The organism is Komagataeibacter sucrofermentans DSM 15973 (assembly GCF_040581405.1).
Lineage (GTDB): Bacteria > Pseudomonadota > Alphaproteobacteria > Acetobacterales > Acetobacteraceae > Komagataeibacter > Komagataeibacter sucrofermentans.
Genome location: NZ_CP137157.1, coordinates 1,170,004 through 1,188,979 on the forward strand (window position 1 = coordinate 1,170,004; position 18,976 = coordinate 1,188,979).

18 protein-coding genes are annotated in these 18,976 nt (G+C 65.1%); 13 read left to right on the top strand and 5 right to left on the bottom strand.

Translation table 11 applies throughout. The annotated features are described in order from the left end of the window. The first annotated feature begins 178 nt into the window (after positions 1–178). From pheS to lpxB, 4 genes are all read left to right on the top strand, one after another. Complete coding sequence (gene pheS, locus R5N89_RS05650; protein WP_110568100.1) at positions 179–1,249, top strand: phenylalanine--tRNA ligase subunit alpha; 1,071 nt, start codon at positions 179–181, stop codon at positions 1,247–1,249. 3 nt (positions 1,250–1,252) lie between these two features. Beyond that, a complete protein-coding gene (pheT, locus tag R5N89_RS05655; protein WP_110568102.1) occupies positions 1,253–3,715 on the top strand; it encodes a phenylalanine--tRNA ligase subunit beta in 2,463 nt (820 codons plus the stop codon). A gap of 16 nt (positions 3,716–3,731) precedes the next feature. After that, positions 3,732–4,736 carry a phosphate ABC transporter substrate-binding protein PstS gene (gene pstS / locus R5N89_RS05660; protein WP_110568104.1) on the top strand — a complete coding sequence of 335 codons (1,005 nt, stop codon included), beginning with the start codon at positions 3,732–3,734 and terminating at the stop codon, positions 4,734–4,736. Positions 4,737–4,896: 160 nt separating this feature from the next. Next, positions 4,897–6,123, top strand: a complete 1,227-nt coding sequence (gene lpxB / locus R5N89_RS05665) for a lipid-A-disaccharide synthase (RefSeq protein ID WP_110568106.1) — start codon at positions 4,897–4,899, stop codon at positions 6,121–6,123. Here lpxB and R5N89_RS05670 read toward each other — a convergent pair. From R5N89_RS05670 to R5N89_RS05680, 3 genes are read right to left on the bottom strand one after another with little or no spacing between them, the layout of a single operon-like run. Then, on the bottom strand, positions 6,065–6,292 hold the full coding sequence (locus tag R5N89_RS05670) for a hypothetical protein (RefSeq protein WP_110568108.1): 228 nt from the start codon (positions 6,290–6,292) through the stop codon (positions 6,065–6,067). The genes lpxB and R5N89_RS05670 overlap by 59 nt on opposite strands. A 7-nt stretch (positions 6,293–6,299) precedes the next feature. After that, positions 6,300–6,716, bottom strand: coding sequence for a phosphoribosyl-AMP cyclohydrolase (gene hisI / locus R5N89_RS05675; protein WP_110568110.1), 417 nt, complete (start codon positions 6,714–6,716; stop codon positions 6,300–6,302). Between the two features lie 44 nt (positions 6,717–6,760). Then, positions 6,761–7,591, bottom strand: coding sequence for a folate-binding protein YgfZ (locus tag R5N89_RS05680; protein ID WP_110568112.1), 831 nt, complete (start codon positions 7,589–7,591; stop codon positions 6,761–6,763). Positions 7,592–7,675: 84 nt separating this feature from the next. On the opposite strand from R5N89_RS05680, the gene R5N89_RS05685 reads away from it, so the two are divergent. From R5N89_RS05685 to R5N89_RS05710, 6 genes are all read left to right on the top strand, one after another. Continuing rightward, the gene (locus tag R5N89_RS05685) at positions 7,676–8,593 is read left to right on the top strand and encodes a glycosyltransferase family 9 protein (RefSeq protein ID WP_110568114.1); all 918 of its coding nucleotides are present in this window, start codon (positions 7,676–7,678) and stop codon (positions 8,591–8,593) included. Positions 8,594–8,794: 201 nt separating this feature from the next. Next, on the top strand, positions 8,795–9,490 hold the full coding sequence (locus R5N89_RS05690) for a hypothetical protein (protein ID WP_110568116.1): 696 nt from the start codon (positions 8,795–8,797) through the stop codon (positions 9,488–9,490). A 40-nt stretch (positions 9,491–9,530) separates the two neighbouring features. Next, the gene (locus R5N89_RS05695) at positions 9,531–10,904 is read left to right on the top strand and encodes a PQQ-like beta-propeller repeat protein (protein WP_110568118.1); all 1,374 of its coding nucleotides are present in this window, start codon (positions 9,531–9,533) and stop codon (positions 10,902–10,904) included. A gap of 16 nt (positions 10,905–10,920) precedes the next feature. Then, on the top strand, positions 10,921–12,348 hold the full coding sequence (der, locus tag R5N89_RS05700; RefSeq protein ID WP_110568120.1) for a ribosome biogenesis GTPase Der: 1,428 nt from the start codon (positions 10,921–10,923) through the stop codon (positions 12,346–12,348). Between the two features lie 112 nt (positions 12,349–12,460). Continuing rightward, entirely contained in the window at positions 12,461–13,093 is a 633-nt protein-coding gene (locus R5N89_RS05705; RefSeq protein WP_110568122.1) for a nicotinamidase, read from the top strand. Positions 13,094–13,102: 9 nt separating this feature from the next. Beyond that, positions 13,103–13,306: a hypothetical protein gene (locus R5N89_RS05710; RefSeq protein WP_110568124.1), complete on the top strand. Its 204-nt coding sequence runs from the start codon at positions 13,103–13,105 to the stop codon at positions 13,304–13,306. Positions 13,307–13,312: 6 nt separating this feature from the next. Here R5N89_RS05710 and R5N89_RS05715 read toward each other — a convergent pair whose 3' ends face one another. After that, on the bottom strand, positions 13,313–14,656 hold the full coding sequence (locus R5N89_RS05715) for a gluconate:H+ symporter (RefSeq protein ID WP_110568438.1): 1,344 nt from the start codon (positions 14,654–14,656) through the stop codon (positions 13,313–13,315). A 204-nt stretch (positions 14,657–14,860) separates the two neighbouring features. Here R5N89_RS05715 and R5N89_RS05720 point away from each other — a divergent pair, with 204 nt between their 5' ends. Next, the gene (locus R5N89_RS05720) at positions 14,861–15,610 is read left to right on the top strand and encodes a dienelactone hydrolase family protein (RefSeq protein ID WP_110568126.1); all 750 of its coding nucleotides are present in this window, start codon (positions 14,861–14,863) and stop codon (positions 15,608–15,610) included. On the opposite strand, the gene ubiA is transcribed toward R5N89_RS05720, so the two are convergent. Continuing rightward, positions 15,600–16,517 (bottom strand): 4-hydroxybenzoate octaprenyltransferase, encoded by a 918-nt coding sequence (gene ubiA, locus R5N89_RS05725; RefSeq protein ID WP_110568128.1) that lies wholly within the window; start codon positions 16,515–16,517, stop codon positions 15,600–15,602. The two genes, R5N89_RS05720 and ubiA, sit on opposite strands and share 11 nt — an antisense overlap. Positions 16,518–16,679: 162 nt before the next feature. On the opposite strand from ubiA, the gene R5N89_RS05730 reads away from it, so the two are divergent. Then, complete coding sequence (locus tag R5N89_RS05730; protein ID WP_110568130.1) at positions 16,680–17,420, top strand: 16S rRNA (uracil(1498)-N(3))-methyltransferase; 741 nt, start codon at positions 16,680–16,682, stop codon at positions 17,418–17,420. A 69-nt stretch (positions 17,421–17,489) separates the two neighbouring features. After that, the gene (locus tag R5N89_RS05735) at positions 17,490–18,905 is read left to right on the top strand and encodes a glutamate--cysteine ligase (protein WP_110568132.1); all 1,416 of its coding nucleotides are present in this window, start codon (positions 17,490–17,492) and stop codon (positions 18,903–18,905) included. Positions 18,906–18,976 lie beyond the last annotated feature (71 nt).

Here is an 18,976-nt window from a genome sequence, read left to right on the forward strand (position 1 = left end):
TCCGCCCGCGTGGCGACAGGTCCACGAAACGGGTCGTCCGCAGGGGCGGCCCGTTTTGTTTTATACGATGCCCGCGCCCTGCCGCATGGCAGGTGCGGGCGCAAACACGCGCCGGGTCTGGTGGCCAGACTGATGTCCCTATGCCCGCCCGCCCGATTGAGAGCCTGTGCGAGGTGCTATGAGTGACGATCTCGAAACCCTGAGGGAACAGACAGTTCAGGCACTCGCTGCCGCGACCGACCAGCGCGCGTGGGATGCCGTGCGCGTGGGCACGCTGGGCAAGTCGGGCAGGCTGACCGCGCTGCTCAAGGAACTCGGGCGCATGACGCCCGATGAGCGCCGCGCCCGTGGGGCCGCACTCAACCGCCTGCGTGATGAACTGACCCGCCTGATCGAGGCGCGTGGCCAGGAACTCGAGGCGGCCGCGCTCAACGCCCGCCTTGCCGCCGAGCGCGTGGATGTCACGCTGCCCTGCGCGCCCGAGACCAGCGGCCTGCTGCACCCCATCACCCGCACCATCGAGGAAATGGCCGCCATTTTCGGCGCGATGGGTTTCCAGATTGCCGAAGGCCCCGATATCGAGAGCGACTGGCACAACTTCTCGGCGCTCAACACGCCCGCCCATCACCCCGCCCGGACCGATCAGGATACGTTCTACCTGCCGCCCGAGGCCGAGGGGCAGCCCGAGCGCGTGCTGCGCACCCAGACATCAGGCGTGCAGATCCGCACCATGCTGGGCCAGGAACCGCCCATCCGCATCATCGCGCCCGGCCGCACCTACCGCGCCGACCATGATGCCACGCATTCCCCCATGTTCCATCAGTGCGAGGGGCTGGTGATCGAAAAGGGGATTACGCTCGGTCACCTCAAGGGCTGCCTGTCCGACTTCCTGCGCGCGTTCTTCCAGATGCCGGAGCTGCCGGTGCGTTTCCGCGCCTCCTATTTTCCGTTCACCGAGCCGTCGATGGAAATCGACATCGGCTGGTCGCGTAAGACGGGCCAGATCGGCGCGGGCGATGACTGGCTGGAAGTGCTGGGCGCGGGCATGGTCCACCCCCGCGTGCTGGCCAATTGCGGGCTGGATGCGCGTGAGTGGCAGGGCTTCGCCTTTGGCATGGGCATCGAGCGGCTGACCATGCTGCGCCATGGCATCCCCGATCTGCGCTCGTTCTATGAAAGCGATGTCCGCTGGCTGCGCCATTACGGCACCAGCCCCCTGTCTCCCGCCCTGCTGCACGAAGGTCTGTGATCGATGAAGTTCTCCCTGTCCTGGCTGCGCGAACACCTTGAGACCACCGCGACGCTGGAAGAGATCACCGCCACCCTGAACACCATCGGCCTTGAGGTGGAAGGCGTGGAAGACCCCGGTGCCGCGCTGGCATCCTTCCGCACTGCCCGTATCATCGAGGCCGTGCAGCACCCCAATGCAGACCGCCTGCGCGTGTGTCAGGTCGATGCGGGTGAGGGGTTCGAGCGCGTGCAGGTCGTGTGCGGCGCGCCCAATGCCCGCACGGGGCTGCATGTCATCTTCGCGCCGCCGGGCACGCATATTCCGGCTTCCGGCATCACCATCAAGGCAGGCAAGCTGCGCGGCGAGGCCAGTGGCGGCATGCTGTGCTCGCTACGCGAACTCGGCCTTGGCGAGGACCATGACGGCATTGCCGAACTGCCCGAGGGCACGGCGCCGGGCCAGTCCTACCCGCTCTTTGCCAAGCTTGATGATCCCGTGATCGACATCGCCATCACTCCCAACCGGGGCGATGCGCTGGCCGTGCGCGGTGTGGCGCGTGATCTGGCGGCAGCCGGGCTTGGCAGGCTGAAGCCCTGGCTGGTCGATACGGTGGAAGGCCAGGGCGAGAGCACGATTGACTGGCGCATCACCTACCCCGAGGCCTGCCCGTGGGTGCTTGGCCGCACCATCCGTGGCGTAAAAAATGGTCCCAGCCCGGCATGGCTGCGCCGGAGGCTGGAATCAATCGGCCTGCGCCCGATTTCGGCGCTGGTCGATATCACCAATTTCTTCACCCATGACCTTGGCCGCCCGCTGCATGTGTTCGATGCGGACAAGATCCGTGGCGGTGAACTGACCATCTGCCGGGGCGCGGGCGAGCGCTTTACGGCGCTTGATGGCAGCGAACATGTCATGACGCCTGATGACTGCGTGATTGCCGATAGCAGCGGCGTGCTGTCGCTGGCAGGCATCATGGGCGGGGCCGAGAGTGGCGTGGGCGAGGAGACGACCACCGTGTTCGTCGAATGCGCGCTGTTTGACCCCGTGGCCATTGCGCTGTCCGGGCGGCGGCACAACCTGCATTCCGATGCCCGCCAGCGCTTTGAGCGCGGTGTGGATCAGGCCCTGCCGCCCGCAGCCCTGGAGGCCGCGACGCGCATGATTATCGATCTGTGTGGCGGCGTGGCTGATAACGTGGTCTCCGCCGGGGCCGAGCCCGCGTGGCAGCGCCAGGCGCATCTGGAATTCGCCCGCCTTGAAACCCTTGGCGGCCTGGTGGAAGAGCCGGATCATGCCGTGCATCTGCTCGAGGGGCTGGGCTTTGAGGTGCGTGAACGCGACGCCCGCCATGTGGTGGTGGATGTGCCTTCATGGCGCAACGATATTGCCACGCCCATGCTGCTCGACCAGCAGCCCGACCTGCCCGAAGCCCGCGCCAGAGCCGCGGCGGAAGGGGCCGTGGCGATCAACCCGGAAGTGGACCTGATCGAGGAAGTGCTGCGCCTGCGCGGGCTGGACAGCGTGCCCGCCGTGTCGCTGCCGGTGCACAGCGCCGTGCCGCTGCCAGCGCTTACGCCCCGACAGGCCCGCATTGCCAGCCTGCGTCGCACGCTTGCCGCGCGCGGATTGCTCGAGACGGTCGGCTTCTCCTTCGTGGCGCAGGAACAGGCCGCGCAGTTTGGCGAAACGCCCGCTGGCCTGCATCTGCTCAATCCCATTGCGGCTGATCTTGACCAGATGCGCCCGACCCCGCTGGTCAACCTGCTGGCCGCGATCAGGGCCAACGCGGCGCGTGGCTACCCTGATATCGGCCTGTTCGAGGTCGGCCCCGGCTTCGATGCCGATGGCCAGAAGCAGATCGCGGTCGGTATCCGCAGTGGCTATTCCGCCCGTCAGCCCGGCCAGCCAGCCAAGCCGGTTGACCTGTGGCAGGTCAAGGCCGATGCGCTGGCGGCCCTTTCTGTCATGGGTGCCGCCATGGAAGGGCTGAGCCTGAGTGCTGATGCGCCCGCTTATTACCATCCGGGCCGCTCGGGCGTGATCCGGCAGGGACCGAAGCTGGTGCTGGGGCATTTCGGGCAGTTACATCCCGCCCTGCTGGCCGCGCGTGGCATTGATGTGCCGGTGTGCGCGTTTACGCTTTACCCCGATGCGGTGCCCGAGCCCAAGCGCAGGCGCAAGGGCCCGCCCGCGCTCTCGGCCTTCCAGCCGCTCAAGCGTGATTTTGCGTTTGTAGTGGACGCGGATGTGCCAGCGGAAAAACTGCTCAAGGCGGTGAAGGGCGCGGAACGCAACCTGATCGTGGCCGTCAGCCTGTTTGATGTGTATGAAGGCGACAAGATCCCGGCGGGCCAAAAGTCGCTGGGCATCGAGATAACCCTGCAGCCGATGGACGGAACCCTGACCGATGCAGAGATCGAGGCTGTGTGTGAACGGGTGGTGGCCGCCGCGCATAAAAGCTGCAATGCCGTTCTGCGGGGTTAAGCCGCGGGGGCGGAGCATGCGGCGCGCCTCAGGCATGGGGCTGACGGTCATGCTGGCCATGGCCAGCCTGCCTGCCTTTGCGACTGATATAACGGGGGCTGGCTCCAGCTTTGGCGCGCCGATTTATGGCGCCTGGGGGGCAGGGGCGGCAAAGGCCACCGATATCCGCCTCAATTACCAGACCATCGGCTCGGGGGCAGGGCAGAATCAGGTCAAGGCCCGCACGGTGGATTTCGGCGCCTCTGACGCGCCCATGACCGCAGCCCGGTTGCAGCAGAACGGGCTGGTCCAGTTCCCCACCGTGCTGGGCGCCATCGTGCCGGTTGTGAACCTGCCCGGCATTGATGCCAGCCAGTTGCACCTGACCGGCCCCCTGCTGGCTGATATCTATGGCGGCGAAATCAGCATGTGGAATGACCCGCGCATTGCCGCGGAAAACCCGGGCCTGACCCTGCCTGCCATGCCCGTGGCCCCGGTGCGCCGGGCGGATGGGTCTGGCACCACCTTCGTGTTCACCTCCTATCTTGCCCGCGTTTCGGCGCGCTGGGCGCATGAGCAGGGCAGCGGTACCTCGATTGAATGGCCGGTAGGCGAGGGCGCGCGTGGCAATGACGGCATCGCCGCCGCCGTGCGCAACACCGAAGGCAGCATCGGTTATCTTGAATATGCCTATGCGGCAGGCAATCACATGCCCATAGCCCAACTGCGCAATCATCATGGTGATGTGGTGGCGGCGGATGATGCAAGCTTCCGCCAGGCCGTGACTACCGCTCACTGGTCAACCGATGCCAGCCATTCCGCTGATGTGCTTGATGGCGCTGGCGCGGGGGCATGGCCCATCATGGCCGCGACCTATGTGCTGCTCCCGACCGACCGCGCCGATACGCCACAGGGCCGCGCCGTGCGGGAATTCTTTACCTGGAGCATGGCGCATGGCAGCGAGGCGGCGGTGACGCTGAACTATGTGCCGCTGCCCGATGACATACGCGCCAGCATAATCAGCCTGCTCAACGCCCGGTAAAACGACCCAAAAACGCAGCCTTGCTGAAAAAGGGGCAGCAACCAGGAACAGTCAGGGCGGCATCATTGTCGCGGGCACCAGGTCCGGCACGGGGAAGGGGGCAGATATTTTTGCCGCTGCCATTTGCGCCTTTTGTCCCGACACGATAAGCCGGTCTGGCATGACCCAGCCTTCATCTTCCCCTCTGCCTGCTGGCATTTCCCCCTCCGGCCCGACCATATGGATCATGGCGGGGGAAGCCAGTGGCGACGTGCTGGGCAGTCGCCTCATGATCGCGCTGCGCCAGCTGCGGCCTGACCTGCATTTCGCGGGCATCGGGGGGGAGCGCATGCAGGCGCAGGGGCTGCAATCGCTTTTTCCGTTGCGCGACCTTGCGGTGATGGGCCTGCTTGAAGTGCTGCCGCGCATCCGCCACCTCTCGCGCAGGCTTGATCAGGCCGTGGCGGATATTACCGCGCGCAGGCCCGCGCTGGTCATTACCATCGACAGCCCCGGCTTTACCCTGCGCCTGCTGCGCCGCATCGCGCCGCTATCCATTCCCCGCCTGCATTACGTGGCCCCGCAGGTCTGGGCATGGCGCGAGCACAGGGTGCGTGAATTCCCCGGCCTGTGGGAGCGGATGCTGTGCCTGCTGCCCTTCGAGCCGGAATTTTTTGCCCGCCATGGCATCGAAGCCCGTTTTGTTGGCCATCCGGTGGTACAGTCGGGGGCGGATGAAGGATCGGCCGCGGCGTTCCGGGCGCGTTACAGCATTGCGCCGGATGCGCCCATCCTCGTGCTCATGCCCGGCAGCCGCCGTTCCGAAGCGCCGCGCCTGCTGCCGGTGTTTGGCCGCATGCTGGCCCTCGTGCAACGCAACAGGCCCGATATCGTGGCCGTGGTGCCGGTCTCGCCCGTTATTGCCGATATTGTGCGTGCGGGCGTGGCCCGGTGGCCGGTGCGGCCCCTGATCGTGACCGATATGCATGACAAGCACGATGCCTTTGCAGCCGCCTCTGCAGCCCTGACCAAATCAGGCACCTCCACGCTGGAGCTGGCCATGGCCAACGTGCCCATGGCCGTGACCTACCGCGTCAATCCGCTGACGGCAGCCATCGCGCGGCGGCTGATCCGCGTGCCGTATGTTGCCATGGTCAACCTGCTGGCGGGCCACAGGCTGGTGCCCGAACTGTTGCAGGAGCGCTGCACGCCCGAACTGCTGGCCGCCACTGTCGAGCGCCTGCTGGCAGACCCGGCCAGCCGCGACCTGCAACGCGCGGGGTTTGCCCATATCCGCGCGGCCCTGCATGGCCCGGGCGAAAACCCGGCCCATGCGGCAGCCCGCGAGATTATTGACCTGCTGGAGGCGGGGCAGGCGATTGTGCCGGCGCGGCCTGGTCCAGCGTAGCGGGGGCGGTCGTTGCCGCGGGCGGGGAGGCGGGTTCGTTTTCCGAAATCAGGGCGTGCATTTCATTGCGCAGCATGAAAAAGCCCATGAGAACCGTGCCCACCACGGTAATGCCGATCCAGACCAGCTTGCTGATCTGTTCACGTCTTTCTTCGTCGTTTTCCTGCATGATCCGTTCAGCCCTTGCCATAAAGTGTTTCAGCCGCAACCTCGGGTTGCGTGATCTCTACGATCCCTTCGGGGCGCAGCGCATTATAGAAGCAACTGCGCCGACCGGTGTGGCAGGCAACACCTTTCTGGTCGACAAGCAGCAGCACCGCGTCGCGGTCGCAGTCCAGCCGCGCATCCACCAGAGTCTGCACCTGGCCTGATGTCTCGCCCTTGCGCCACAGGCCGTTACGGCTGCGCGAGAAGTAGCACACGCGACCGGTGCGCAGGGTCTCGTCGAGTGCCTCTGCATTCATCCAGGCCAGCATCAGCACCTCGCCGCTGTCATGCTGCTGGGCAATGGCGGTAATCAGGCCGTCGGCATTGAATTTGACGCGCTCGATCATGGCTGCGCGCGTGGCCGGTTCAGGTGGCGTGTAGGGCATGGATCTAGACCTTGAAACGTGAAAACAGGGGCGGGCAGGGCGCCCTATTGCGGCTTGGCGGGCAGGCTGAACCATTGTGGCAGATGCACCTGCAGCGCGTGGTTGGCTGCCATGAGGCCCGTATCGTGCAGATGCTCGCTGCGGATCATGGCCAGCCCCGCGCCATCGCGTGAGGAGCGCATCTCGCCTACCGTCTTTTCCCCCGCCATGATGGGCGTGCCCGGCACGGGCAGGTCGTGGCGGGAGGATACGGGCACGAGATGGCGGCGCACCAGCCCCCTGTAGCGCGTGCGTGCGGTCAGTTCCTGGCCCATGTAGCAGCCCTTGGTCCATGAAATGCCATTGAACTGGTCGAAATTGGCTTCGAGCAGCAGGGTTTTGTCACTTTCGCAGTCACGCGGCCCATCGGGCAGGCCTAGGGCGAGGCGATGACGGTCGTAATCGACTTCATCCGCCGTCGGGTGAGGCATGGGATGACCAAGCAGGAAGCGCCAGCCCGCCCTGGCCACGCGCGGGTCGGGGGCGGCGGGATAGCCTTCGGGTGGGGTAAAGCCTTCGCCCCAGGCCGCATGCACGGCGTAGCCGGTCTCACCGAGTTCAACCTGAGCGCGCAGGCGGTAGCGCGACAGGCGCTGGCGCAGCATGTCAGCCTGACCGGCATTGCAATCGAGCAGCAGCCGCTCGCCCTCGGGATCGGCAAAAACGAAGAAATCCGCCAGCCATTTGCCCTGCGCGGACAAAAACGCGGTCCAGACCGCCTGGCCGGGGGCGACCGTGGTCATGTCGTTGGAGACAAGCCCCTGCAGGAAAGAAACGCGATCAGCACCTGATACGCTGAGCACGCTGCGGTCGGAAAGATGAGCAATTCTGGCCATGGGTGCAATCTGGCCACGCCGGTGCCCGCAGGCAAGGGCAAAGAGAGGTTGGCACGCACGCAAAACCTGACTAGCACCAAAAAAATGCACATCCTGTTCATCACATCCACCCGGCTTGGTGATGCCATCCTTTCCACCGGGCTGCTCGATACGCTGCTCAGGCGCTACCCCGAGGCCGATTTCACCATTGCGTGCGGGCCGGTGGCGGCCGGGCTGTTCGCGCACATGCCACGCCGCGTGCGCACCATCGAGATGGTCAAGCGCCCACGCAACATGCACTGGGTCGATCTGTGGCGGCAGTGCCGGGGGCAGAAATGGGACCTGTGCGTGGACCTGCGCAGTTCGATCGTGAGCTATTTCCTGCGCGTGGGCGAGCGCCACGTCATGCAGGGTGGTCGCCGCAGGGGGCCGCGGATCACGCATATCGGCAACCTGCTGGACCTTAATCCCGCACCGCTGCCGGTAACATGGACGAGTGAGGCCGAGTGCCAGGAGGCCGCGCGCATGCTGCCCGATGATGGCACGCGCTGGGTCGCCCTTGGCCCCACCGCCAACTGGGATGGCAAGATATGGCCGCCCGAGCGGTTTGTCGCGGTATTCAGGGCCCTGCAGGCGGATGATCCGCGCCTGCGGCCGGTCATCCTGTATGGTCCAGGTGATGCGGAGCGTGCCCGCGCCCTGCCGGTGATCGAACACCTGCCCGATGCGCTGGATACGGGGGGCGGCCTGACGGTGACGCAGGTCGCGGCGCTGCTGGCGCGGTGCACGCTGTTCATTGGCAATGATTCGGGGCTCATGCATCTGGCTGCTGCCAGCCGGATTCCCACGCTGGGCCTGTTTGGGCGCAGCAAGGCGATGGAATACGCGCCCGCCGGCCCGTGGGGGCAGGTGGCAATGGCGCCCGGCCCGGTAGGCAACGCGCCAATGGAGGGGCTGAGCGTGAAGCAGGTGGTCCTGACCGCGCAGAGGCTCCTGCGCGACCGGGCACAGGCGAAACGGTGAAAAAACCGGCTTTTTTGCATTTTCCGCCCGCTTATCGCTAGCGGTGCAAAACAGGCCGGTCTATGTGATCGAACAGGCAGAAATGGGCCGTGGCGCTGGCTGGGTGGTTTGCCGTGCCGCGCCGGGCCGGGTATGCTGGGCCGGAAATCACGACGCGTAAGGTGCGATGCGCCACGCAAGCGAGCAGGGAACGACACGAACGTGGCTGACGACATCTTCATGGAAGTCGATGAGGAAATCCGTGCCGAACGCATCCGGGCACTGGCGCGGCGCTATCTTGTCGTCGCCGGTGTCGTGGTGGCGGCCGTGTGCATTGGCGCGGGGGGGTGGCAGTATTCCGTCTCTCGCGCGCACAAGGCGGATGCCGCCGTCTCGGCTGCCTATTTCACCGCCATGCAGGATGCCGCCCGGCCGCCCGATGCCACTGGCGCCGATACCGGCCTGACCACCCGGCAGAAAAAGGGCCTGCAGGAGCTTGAAGCGATTGATGCCAAGGCCCGCCCGCCGCTGCGCGTGCTCGAGCGCATGGAGCGCGCGGCCCTGCTGGCTGAAAGTGGCAGCATGTCCGCCGCCCTAGGTCTGTGGGATGGCGTGAGCCAGGAACATGCGGTTGACCCCACCATTGCGGCACTGGCCAGCCTGCTGTGGGTGCAGCACCAGATTGATGGCGGCGACCCCGCCACCCTGCGTTCGCGGCTGGCGGTGCTTGACGGTGCGGGCCAGCCCTGGCGCGGGCAGGCCATCGAGGCCGAGGCCCTGCTTGACCTGCGAACAGGCAGGCCTGCCGATGCACGCGCCAAATTCGAGCGCCTGGCGATGGATATGACCATTGCCGATGGCGTGCGCAGCCGCGCCGAGGCCATGCTCCAGACGCTGGGGGGCGACGCTGGTGGCTAGCCCGACCCCTGATTCCCCCACGCCGACCGACAGGAAGACCATGAAATCAGCCCTGAGCCGCCGCCATGTGTTGTTGGGCGCGGGGGCGGCGCTGCTGCCTGCGCTGGCCGCATGTTCCGCCCAGCAGAAAAAAGCCCCGCTGCTGATCGGTCATCGTTCGGACGTGCTGCACACCGCCGCTGGCCTGACGGTTGACCCCGAGGAAACGCAGGCCGTGACCGTTCCCGCCCCTACGGCGCTGAACGCATGGCCGCAATCGGGCATCACCCCTGACCACGGGGGGCGCGATATCGCCTGGGCTGGCCAGATGCGCCATGAATGGACGCATGGTATCGGCGCAGGTAATTCAGAGCCGGAACTGCTGTCATACGTGGCGCTGGGTGATAGCGGGCGTGGGATCATCCAGGCAACGCCCGTGGTGCAGGATGGCCGTCTGTTCGTGGTGGATGCGCAGGGCGTGGTCCGTGCCTATCGCTGGCCCGGCATGCACAAGCTGTGGGAATACAACCCCAAGCCGCGCAAGATGATGTCGAACAATCTTGGCGGTGGCATCAGCGTGGACAAGGGCACGCTGTACATTGTCGATGGCATCGGGCAGGCGCTGGCGGTCGATGCGGCTACCGGCAAGCTGAAATGGCGCGTCAACATCCAGGCGCCGGGCCGCTCGGCACCCACCATCGCCGATGGGCGGCTGTTCCTGGGCACGATTGACGAACACCTGTACTGTCTGGATGCGGAAAACGGCAACGTGTTGTGGACCTATGCCGCAACGGCCGCCGATACCGTCATCTATGGCCAGCCCGCGCCCGCCGTGGCCGATGGCGTGGTGCTGGCGGGCTTTGGCTCGGGCGACCTCGTGGCGCTGCGTGCCGAAGGTGGCGAGGTGGTGTGGGCCGATACGCTGGGCAGCACCAACGGCCAGCAGGCGTTGATCGATTTTTCGTGCGTGCATGGCATGCCGGTCATTGCCGATGGCACGGCCTATGCCATCAGCACCGGTGCCGTTCTCGTCGCCATCGACATGCGCTCGGGCCGCAGGCTGTGGGAGCGCGGCATTTCAGGGCAGAACACACCGCTGGTGATCGGGGACTGGATTTTCCTCATCTCCATGGACCAGCAGGTGGCATGCCTCGACCGTCTTTCCGGCCATGTGCGCTGGATCACGCAGTTGCGGCAGTACGAGAATTCCGACAAGCAGAAGCGTGGCATCGTATGGAACGGCCCGATTCTGGCAGGCGGAAAGCTGGTGTTCATATCGAACTTCAAGCAGAACGGCGTTGTCATCATTGATCCCGCGCAGGGGCATATCGACTCCCTGCACGAGCTGCCAGCTGAAGTGACGACCGCGCCGATCGTGGTCGATAATACGCTGTTGCTCATGGATAATAACGGCTACCTTATAGCCTATACCTAAAAAGAAAGTTGCCGCAGTGAGTTCATCTTTTCCATCCGCGCCAGTGGATGCGCTGCCGGTTGTCGTGATCGCGGGCAGGCCAAATGTTGGCAAGTCAACCATTTTCAACCGGCTGGTTGGCCGCAGGCAGGCGCTCGTGGCCGACACGCCCGGCGTTACCCGCGACCGCAAGGAAGGCCAGGCCATCGTGCGGGGCCGTGCCATTCGCATCATCGACACGGCCGGACTGGAGGAGGCAGCACCCGATACGCTGTATGGCCGCATGCGAGCTTCATCCGAATCCGCCGTGGCCGGGGCCGATCTCGTGCTGTTCTGCATTGATGCGCGCAGCGGCATTACGCCCGCCGATCAGCATTTTGCCAACTGGCTGCGCCGTCAGGGTCGCCCGGTGCTGCTGATCGCCAACAAGGCGGAGGGGCGGCAGGGGGCCGCTGCCGCCATGGAGGCATTCTCGCTGGGGCTGGGCACGCCGCTGGCCATGTCGGCCGAACATGGCGAGGGCGTGGCCGATCTCATGAGCGAGATCGTGGACCGCCTGCCACCCACCGATCTGCCACCGGTGAAAAAAGTCACCCGCCGCTCCCGGCGCGAGGATGCGCTGGCCGAGGGCGAGGAAGAGGACGTGCGCCCGCCCGGTCCGCTGCGCCTTGCCATTGTGGGGCGCCCCAATGCGGGCAAGTCCACGCTGCTCAACCGCCTGCTGGGCGAGGAACGGATGATCACTGGCCCCGAGCCGGGGCTGACGCGCGATTCCATTGCCGTCATGCTGCATGATGATGAAGGCCCGATCCAACTCGTCGATACGGCAGGCCTGCGCCGCAAGGCCCGCATTGACGAGACGCTGGAGAAGATGTCCGTCTCCGCCTCCATCGAGGCGTTGAAAATGGCGGAGGTCGTGATCCTCGTGCTCGATGCAACGCTGGGCGTGCATGAGCAGGATCTGCAGATCGCCCGCCTGATCGAGCGTGAGGGACGGTGCTGCGTGCTCGCGCTGAACAAGTGGGATGCGGTGGAGGACAGGGCGGTGACCCGCCAGGCCATCAAGGACCGGATCGAGACTTCGCTTGCGCAGATGCGTGGCATTCCCGTCGTGTCATTCTCGGCCATGACCGGGGCAGGCATCAACCGCCTACTGCCCACCGTGCGCCGGGCGTATGAGGTCTGGAACCGCCGCGTGCCCACCGGCGCGCTCAACCGCTGGTTCGAGATGATGGTCGAGCGCCATCCGCCGCCGCTTGTTGATGGCCGCAGACTCAAGCTGCGCTACATCACGCAGGCCAAGTCGCGCCCGCCCACCTTCATCCTGTTCGGCACCCGTACCGACCAGTTGCCAGAGGACTATCAGCGCTATCTGGTCAACGGCATGCGCGAGACCTTTGACCTGCCCGGCACGCCCATAAGGCTGCTGCTGCGGGCCTCGAGCAATCCGTACGCCAAAAGCTAGGGAAACAGATAAAAGTTTTTGGTGAAGCTTTTTTCAAAAAGCTTCGAAGAATGAAGTCTTTACGAAGTAAAGGCTGCACCCAGAAACTTTTTTCTTTTCGGCAGGGGGCAGCATGACGGCGAACGGGCATTCAAAGACCCTGTTCATCAAGCCCGCCGATGCGCTGCTGGTCATCGACATGCAGGCCGATTTCATGCCCGGTGGTCCGCTGGGCGTGTCTGGAGCCGATGGCATCGTGCCGCTCATCAACCGGCTGTGTGAACTGCCCTTTGGCCTGATTGCCGCAACCCAGGACTGGCACCCGGCGGATCATGTGTCCTTTGACATGCAGGGCGGTCCGTGGCCGGAGCATTGCGTTGCGGGCACGAAAGGGGCAGCGTTCGTGCCCGATCTTGCGCAGGCCCATATTGGCGTGGTGCTGCGCAAGGGCATGCAACCCGACACCGACAGCTATTCCGCCTTTGAGGATAACGCGCGTGCCAGTCGCACCGGGCTTGAGGGTCTGCTGCGGGGCAGGGGGATCAACCGCGTGTTCGTGGTGGGGGTCGCGCTGGAGTACTGCGTGGCAGCCACCGCGCGCGATGCTGTTCGGGCAGGTTTTGCCACCGTGGTCCTGACCGATGCCTGCCGTAGCGTGGCGCACTCTGTTGCTGAGGTGCAGGCGGCGCTCGTCAGTGAGGGTATCGAGACCGCTCACGCGGTGGATGTACTGGCCCTGATGGACAGGGGCCTGACACCCCGGTAGATCGCCAGCGTGCTCGAATCCCTTCTTGCCCGGAAATCATATGTGCAGGCCATCGCTGACAAGGCGCTGGAGATGGGCAACAGCCATTACCGCCCCAGATCCAAAATATTATCGGATGCCCTGATGGAACTCGCCGTGATGGATGCCGGACCGGAATTCGAACTGGACCGGGATGCCATCCGCGCCATCATCAACCGGATCAGATCTGTCTGATAACGTCTACCCCACCACCAGCGACAGCAGCAGCGCAAAGACCAGCCCCAGCACGGCAATCAGGGTCTCGATCACCGACCAGGTCTTTATGGTCTGCCCCACCGACAGGCCAAGATATTCCTTGATCTGCCAGAACCCCGCATCATTGAGCGGCCCAAGCGCCACCGAGCCCGCGCCGGTCACGATCACCATCAGTTCAGGCGAGGCTCCATGCGTATGCACAAGGATCGGCCCCACGATGCCCGCCGCCGTGCTCATGGCCACGGTGGCCGAACCCGTGGCCACCCGCACCACGACTGCCAGCAGCCAGGCCAGCACCAGCAGCGGCACATGGGCACCCACCGCAAGGTCGGTAATGGCGGTTGAAACACCGCTATCGACCAGTTCCTGCCCAAAGCCACCGCCTGCGCCCACCAGCAGCATGATCAGTGCCGTGGGGGCCAGGCAGTCATTGGTGAATTTGAGAATCGTCTCGCGGCTGAAGCCGCGCGCGGTGCCAAAGACTTGAAAGGACAGCAACGTGGCCAGCGCCAGCGCAATATCCGTATTGCCGATGAAGTGCAGCGCATTGTTGAGCGGCGTATGGGGGCCTGCCACCACATCCGCCATTGAACCCACCAGCATCAGCACGACGGGGGAGAGAATGGTCAGGACCGTAATGCCAAAGCCGGGCATGCTCGCTGGCACTTCGTGGTTGACGAACTGCGCCTCCAGCGCGGACGGCAGCACAGGCCCGATGCGCCCGGCAATGAAGCAGGCATAGACCGGCCCGGCAAGGGCTGCGGCAGGCGTTCCGATCACGATGCCCCACAGGATCGTGCGCCCGATATCGGCATGATAGGCCGAAAGCGCAAGCAGCGTTGCCGGATGCGGCGGGATCATGGCGTGCGTGACCGAAAGGGCCGCCCCCATGGGCAGCGCCACGCGCAAGAGCGGCGTGTTGGTGCGCCGCGCCAGCGTGAACGCCAGCGGGATCAGCAGCACGAAGCCCACTTCAAAGAAAACCGGCAGCCCCACCAGCAGCCCGATCACCATCATCGCCCAGCTTACGCGCTTCTCGCCCGCAAGGCGGGTGATGGTCAGGGCAATGCGGTCAGCCCCCCCTGATTCCGCCAGCATCTTGCCCAGCATGGTGCCCAGCGCGATAACGGTGGCCACATGCCCCAGCACCCGCCCCGCACCGGCCTCGAACGAGGCGATGGCCTTTTGCGGCGGCATGCCCGCGCACAGCGCCAATGCCAGCGAGACCGCAAACAGCACGATGAACGGATTGATCCGGAAGCGTGCGATCAGCACCACGACGGATACGATGGCACAGATGGCGAGCGATAGGGCAAAAAAGGATGACATCATGATTTCTGTAACGGATTCATACCCCATACAGGCCGGGGCGGGGAAGGAAAGTCAATGTTTGAAGCGCTTTTTGCGCAATATATGAACAAAAAACAATTCATTTAAGATCTGATATTACAGGCGTGATCAGCCTGCCCCCTCTCGGTTGGTTGCCCGCATGCTGCTATCGTGGCCTTTTGCACAAGCGACAGGAGCGTCAGCATGATCATCCATTCAGACGAGACGGCAGATATCCCAACGCCTTCAGGTATGATGCGGATGCATGTTTTCCGCCCCGCCATTGCAGGGCGCTTTCCCGGAATCGTGCTGTTTTCCGAAATCTATCAGGTTACGGCCCCCATCCGCAGGCTGGCCGCCATGATGGCGGGGCAGGGTTACGTCGTGGCCGTGCCCGAAGTCTATCATGAATATGAACCGGCGGGCACCGTGCTGGCCTATGACAAACCGGGTACGGATCGCGGCAATTTCCTCAAATTCGAAAAGCCGGTCGCAGGCTACGATCATGATGCCCGCGCGGCGCTGGACTGGCTGGCCGCCAGCCCGCACTGCACCGAAAGCCTGGCCACCATGGGCGTGTGCCTTGGCGGTCATCTGGCATTTCGCGCGGCGCTTGACCCACGGGTGCGGGCAACGGTGTGTTTCTATGCCACCGATATCCATTCCGCCACGCTGGGGCAGGGCAAATGCGATGATACGCTTGCCCGCGTGGGCGAGATGCGTGGCGAGGCGCTGATGGTGTGGGGGCGGCAGGACCCGCATGTGCCCTTTGAGGGGCGGCAGATGATCCGTGCCGCGATGGAAAAGGCGGGCACATGCTATGAGTGGCATGAGTTCAACGCCCAGCATGCCTTCCTGCGTGATGAGGGGCATCGCTTTGATGCGGCCCTGTTCCTTCAGTGCATGGGCATGGCGCGTGATTTTCTGGCCCGCGCGCTGCACGTCAGCGCGTAAGCGTTCCCGCCAGCACCGCCAGGGCGATGGCAAGCCCGGTTTCGCGGTTGAAGCGGAACAGGCGCAGGCAGGTGGCGGGGTTGCGTTCATCCAGCCGCCACACCTGCCAGGCCAGCAGGGCTGCGGGCAGCGCCAGCGCCAGCCAGAAGCCCGGCCCCACATGCGCCAGGTAGCCCGCAGCAAGCAGTCCCGCCAGTGTCAGCCCATAGCACGTGCCGACGAACAGCCGCGCATGCCCCGCCATGAGGCGGGAGGTGGAGCGCACGCCAATGCGGGCATCGTCCTCCATGTCTTGAAAGCCGTAGATCGTATCGAAGCCGAGCTGCCACACGATGGTGGCGGCATAGAGCGTGCCGAGCGCCATATCGATATGGTTGGCCGCCGCCGCATAGCCGAGCGGCGCGCCAAAGCCGAAGGTGAAGCCCATGACAAGCTGCGGCCACCACGTGACCCGCTTGGCCAGCGGGTACAGCCCGACCAGAATGAGCGAGGACGCGCCCAGAACCTGCGAGAGCCCATTGAGGTTCATCAGGATGTTGAAGCCGATGAGCAGCAGGGCGGCGAGGAACAGCGCCGCCTCGCGCATGGACAGGGCCCCCGAGGCCAGCGGCCTGCCTGCCGTGCGGGCCACCTGGCGGTCGATGTCACGGTCCCACATGTCATTGACCACGCAGCCCGCGCCGCGCATGACCACGCTGCCAATGCCAAAGAGCACGATCAGGAAAACCCGCTGTTTTGCCGGCACATGGTCCGGCAGCAAAATGCCCCACACGCCGGGCAGGAACAGGAGCCACGTGCCAATCGGCCGGTCGAGCCGCATCAGCAGGGCGTAGGGGCGCAGGCGGGGCGGCAGGCGGCCAATCCAGCCATCCACCCTGATGTCCGTATGGGGTATGGGCTGGTCCACGTTACAACTCCCTGTCGCTTGCCTGCTGCCGGTGGGGCCGGGTTTGCCGATGACGGCGCGCCCCATGGCTGCTAATGGCCACACAGATGGGCCGGAAGGCCCCGTGGGGTCAAGACCGGCCCCTCCTGTATCCTGTCCTGCGCTGAAAGGTTATCATCCGGCATGAGGGATTGTCCGCGCCTGTTCATACCACCCGCCCATATCGCCCCCATGGCGGTTGATGCCGTGTTCGATCTTGAGCCGGGGCAGGCCCATTATCTCGGCACGGTCATGCGCCAGCAGGCCGGGGCCGTGGTTGAGGTCTTCAACGCGCGTGATGGCGCATGGCAGGGCGTGATCGAGCACCTGCGCCGCGACCGCTGCCGCATCCGTGTGGTGGAACAGGCCCGCGCGCCTGCCGCGACACCGGGGCTGTGCCTCGTGTTTGCGCCCCTCAAGCGCGATGCGACCGAAACGGTCATCCGCATGGGCACGGAACTCGGGGTGACGCGGTTTCGCCCCGTGGTGACCGAGCGCACCAATACCCACCGCATCAATGCCGATCGCCTCAGCAGCATCGCCACCGAGGCCACCGAGCAGTGCGAACGCCTTGACGTGCCCACTATCGACGCGCTGGCGCCACTGACCACGGTGCTGTCGCAATGGCCTGATGATACGGCGCTTTTTGCGGCCCTTGAGCGCATGCCACAGGCGGTCGCCGCACCCGCGCCCCATGTGGGCTGTGGCGTGCTGATTGGCCCGGAGGGTGGATTTTCGCCGCGTGAGCACGAGATGCTGTGCAGGCAGGCTTTTGTACGGCCGCTCTCGCTCGGCGCACTGGTGCTGCGGGCCGATACGGCGGCGGCGGCGGCGCTGGCTCTTGTCGGGTCGGGCCTCAAGGCCTTATGTGGTAAGACTTCGTAACGACAATCCTGCTTCCCTTCGGCCTGTTGCCAGCCTTGCCCTGACTGTCATGAGGATATTGCCCCCGCCATGTCGAATCCCGGCGCGCATAATGCAAACGTCATCGAATCCCTTGACCAGATGGTCGCCCTGCTCGCGGCGGGCGCCCGCCCGCGGGCGCAGTGGCGGATTGGCACGGAACATGAGAAATTCGGTTTTGTAAAACCCGATGCCGCAGGCCCCGGCCGTGCGGCATGGTCATCCCCCCCTTACGCTCCGCGCGGAATCGAAGCCCTGCTGCGCGCCCTTTCAGCCGAAGGCGGCGGCACGCAGTGGCAGGACATTATTGATGAGGGCGCGCTGATCGGCCTCAAGGGGCAGGCGCAGGCCAAAGGCAGCTCCATCTCGCTCGAGCCGGGGGGGCAGTTCGAGCTTTCCGGCGGCCCGCTGGTCTCGCTGCATGATACGGCAGCCGAGATGGCGCATCACTTTGAAGCCATCCGCCCGGCCTGCGCCGAACTCGGCCTGGGATTCGCCCCGCTGGGCTTTCACCCCACGGCGCGGCGCTCCGACATTCCGTGGATGCCCAAGAGCCGCTACGCCATCATGCGCGACTACATGCCGCGCGTGGGCACGCTGGGGCTGGACATGATGCTGCGCACCTGCACCGTGCAGGTTAACCTTGATTTCGGCTCGGAAGCTGACATGGCGCGCAAGATGCGGGTCTCGCTGGCGTTGCAGCCGGTGGCGACCGCGCTGTTCGCCAGTTCGCCGTTCTATGAAGGCCACCCCAACGGCTTCCTGTCCAACCGCGCCCGTGTCTGGACCGACACCGACAACGCGCGCGCAGGCATGCCGCGTCAGTTCCTTGAAGATGGCTTCAGCTTCGCCACCTATGTGCAGTGGCTGCTCGACGTGCCGATGTATTTCGTCACGCGCGACGGGCGCATGATCAATGTGGCGGGCCATTCCTTCCGCGACTGGCTTGATGGGCGCTGCCCGCCGGGGCTGGAGGGCGAGCGCCCCACCATCGGCGATTTCGAGGATCATCTGACCACGGCCTTCCCCGATGTGCGGCTCAAGCAGTTCCTTGAAATGCGCGGTGCCGATGCCGGCTTGCCCGCCATGATGCTGGCCCAGTCCGCGCTCTGGACCGGGCTGCTGTATGATGACGCCACCCTGCATGCGGCCGAAAAGTTGGTGCTCGAGCACGGGTGGGATGATTACATTGCCCTGCGCGCTGCCGTGCCGCGCCAGGGGCTCGATGCGCCGTGGGGGCAGGGCACGCTGCGCCCGCTCGCCGCCCGCATGATCGCCCTTGCCACTGACGGGCTGCGCGCCCGCGCCCTGCGTGATGGCAACGGGCACGACGAGACCCTTTATATGGCGCCCCTGCATGAAATCGCGGCAGGCGGCCCCACGCAGGCCGAGACCTTTCTTGCCGCCTATCATGGTCGCTGGAAGGGTGATGTAACCCATGTCTTTACCGAAGCGGCCGTGGTGTAAGCGGCAGGCAGGGGATATTTTTTTACCAAGAAACGTAATCGAGAAGCATAATCATTTTCGATCGTTTTACT

Excerpts from the sequence above, each read along its gene's own strand:
- R5N89_RS05695 (WP_110568118.1), top strand. The coding sequence starts at position 9,531 with ATGAAATCAGCCCTGAGCCGCCGCCATGTGTTGTTGGGCGCGGGGGCG.
- R5N89_RS05705 (WP_110568122.1), top strand. The coding sequence starts at position 12,461 with ATGACGGCGAACGGGCATTCAAAGACCCTGTTCATCAAGCCCGCCGAT.
- R5N89_RS05670 (WP_110568108.1), bottom strand. The coding sequence starts at position 6,292 with ATGCAGGAAAACGACGAAGAAAGACGTGAACAGATCAGCAAGCTGGTC.
- R5N89_RS05685 (WP_110568114.1), top strand. The coding sequence starts at position 7,676 with ATGCACATCCTGTTCATCACATCCACCCGGCTTGGTGATGCCATCCTT.
- hisI (WP_110568110.1), bottom strand. The coding sequence starts at position 6,716 with ATGCCCTACACGCCACCTGAACCGGCCACGCGCGCAGCCATGATCGAG.
- lpxB (WP_110568106.1), top strand. The coding sequence starts at position 4,897 with ATGACCCAGCCTTCATCTTCCCCTCTGCCTGCTGGCATTTCCCCCTCC.
- R5N89_RS05730 (WP_110568130.1), top strand. The coding sequence starts at position 16,680 with ATGAGGGATTGTCCGCGCCTGTTCATACCACCCGCCCATATCGCCCCC.
- R5N89_RS05720 (WP_110568126.1), top strand. The coding sequence starts at position 14,861 with ATGATCATCCATTCAGACGAGACGGCAGATATCCCAACGCCTTCAGGT.
- pheT (WP_110568102.1), top strand. The coding sequence starts at position 1,253 with ATGAAGTTCTCCCTGTCCTGGCTGCGCGAACACCTTGAGACCACCGCG.
- R5N89_RS05735 (WP_110568132.1), top strand. The coding sequence starts at position 17,490 with ATGTCGAATCCCGGCGCGCATAATGCAAACGTCATCGAATCCCTTGAC.
- pstS (WP_110568104.1), top strand. The coding sequence starts at position 3,732 with ATGCGGCGCGCCTCAGGCATGGGGCTGACGGTCATGCTGGCCATGGCC.
- R5N89_RS05715 (WP_110568438.1), bottom strand. The coding sequence starts at position 14,656 with ATGTCATCCTTTTTTGCCCTATCGCTCGCCATCTGTGCCATCGTATCC.
- R5N89_RS05680 (WP_110568112.1), bottom strand. The coding sequence starts at position 7,591 with ATGGCCAGAATTGCTCATCTTTCCGACCGCAGCGTGCTCAGCGTATCA.
- pheS (WP_110568100.1), top strand. The coding sequence starts at position 179 with ATGAGTGACGATCTCGAAACCCTGAGGGAACAGACAGTTCAGGCACTC.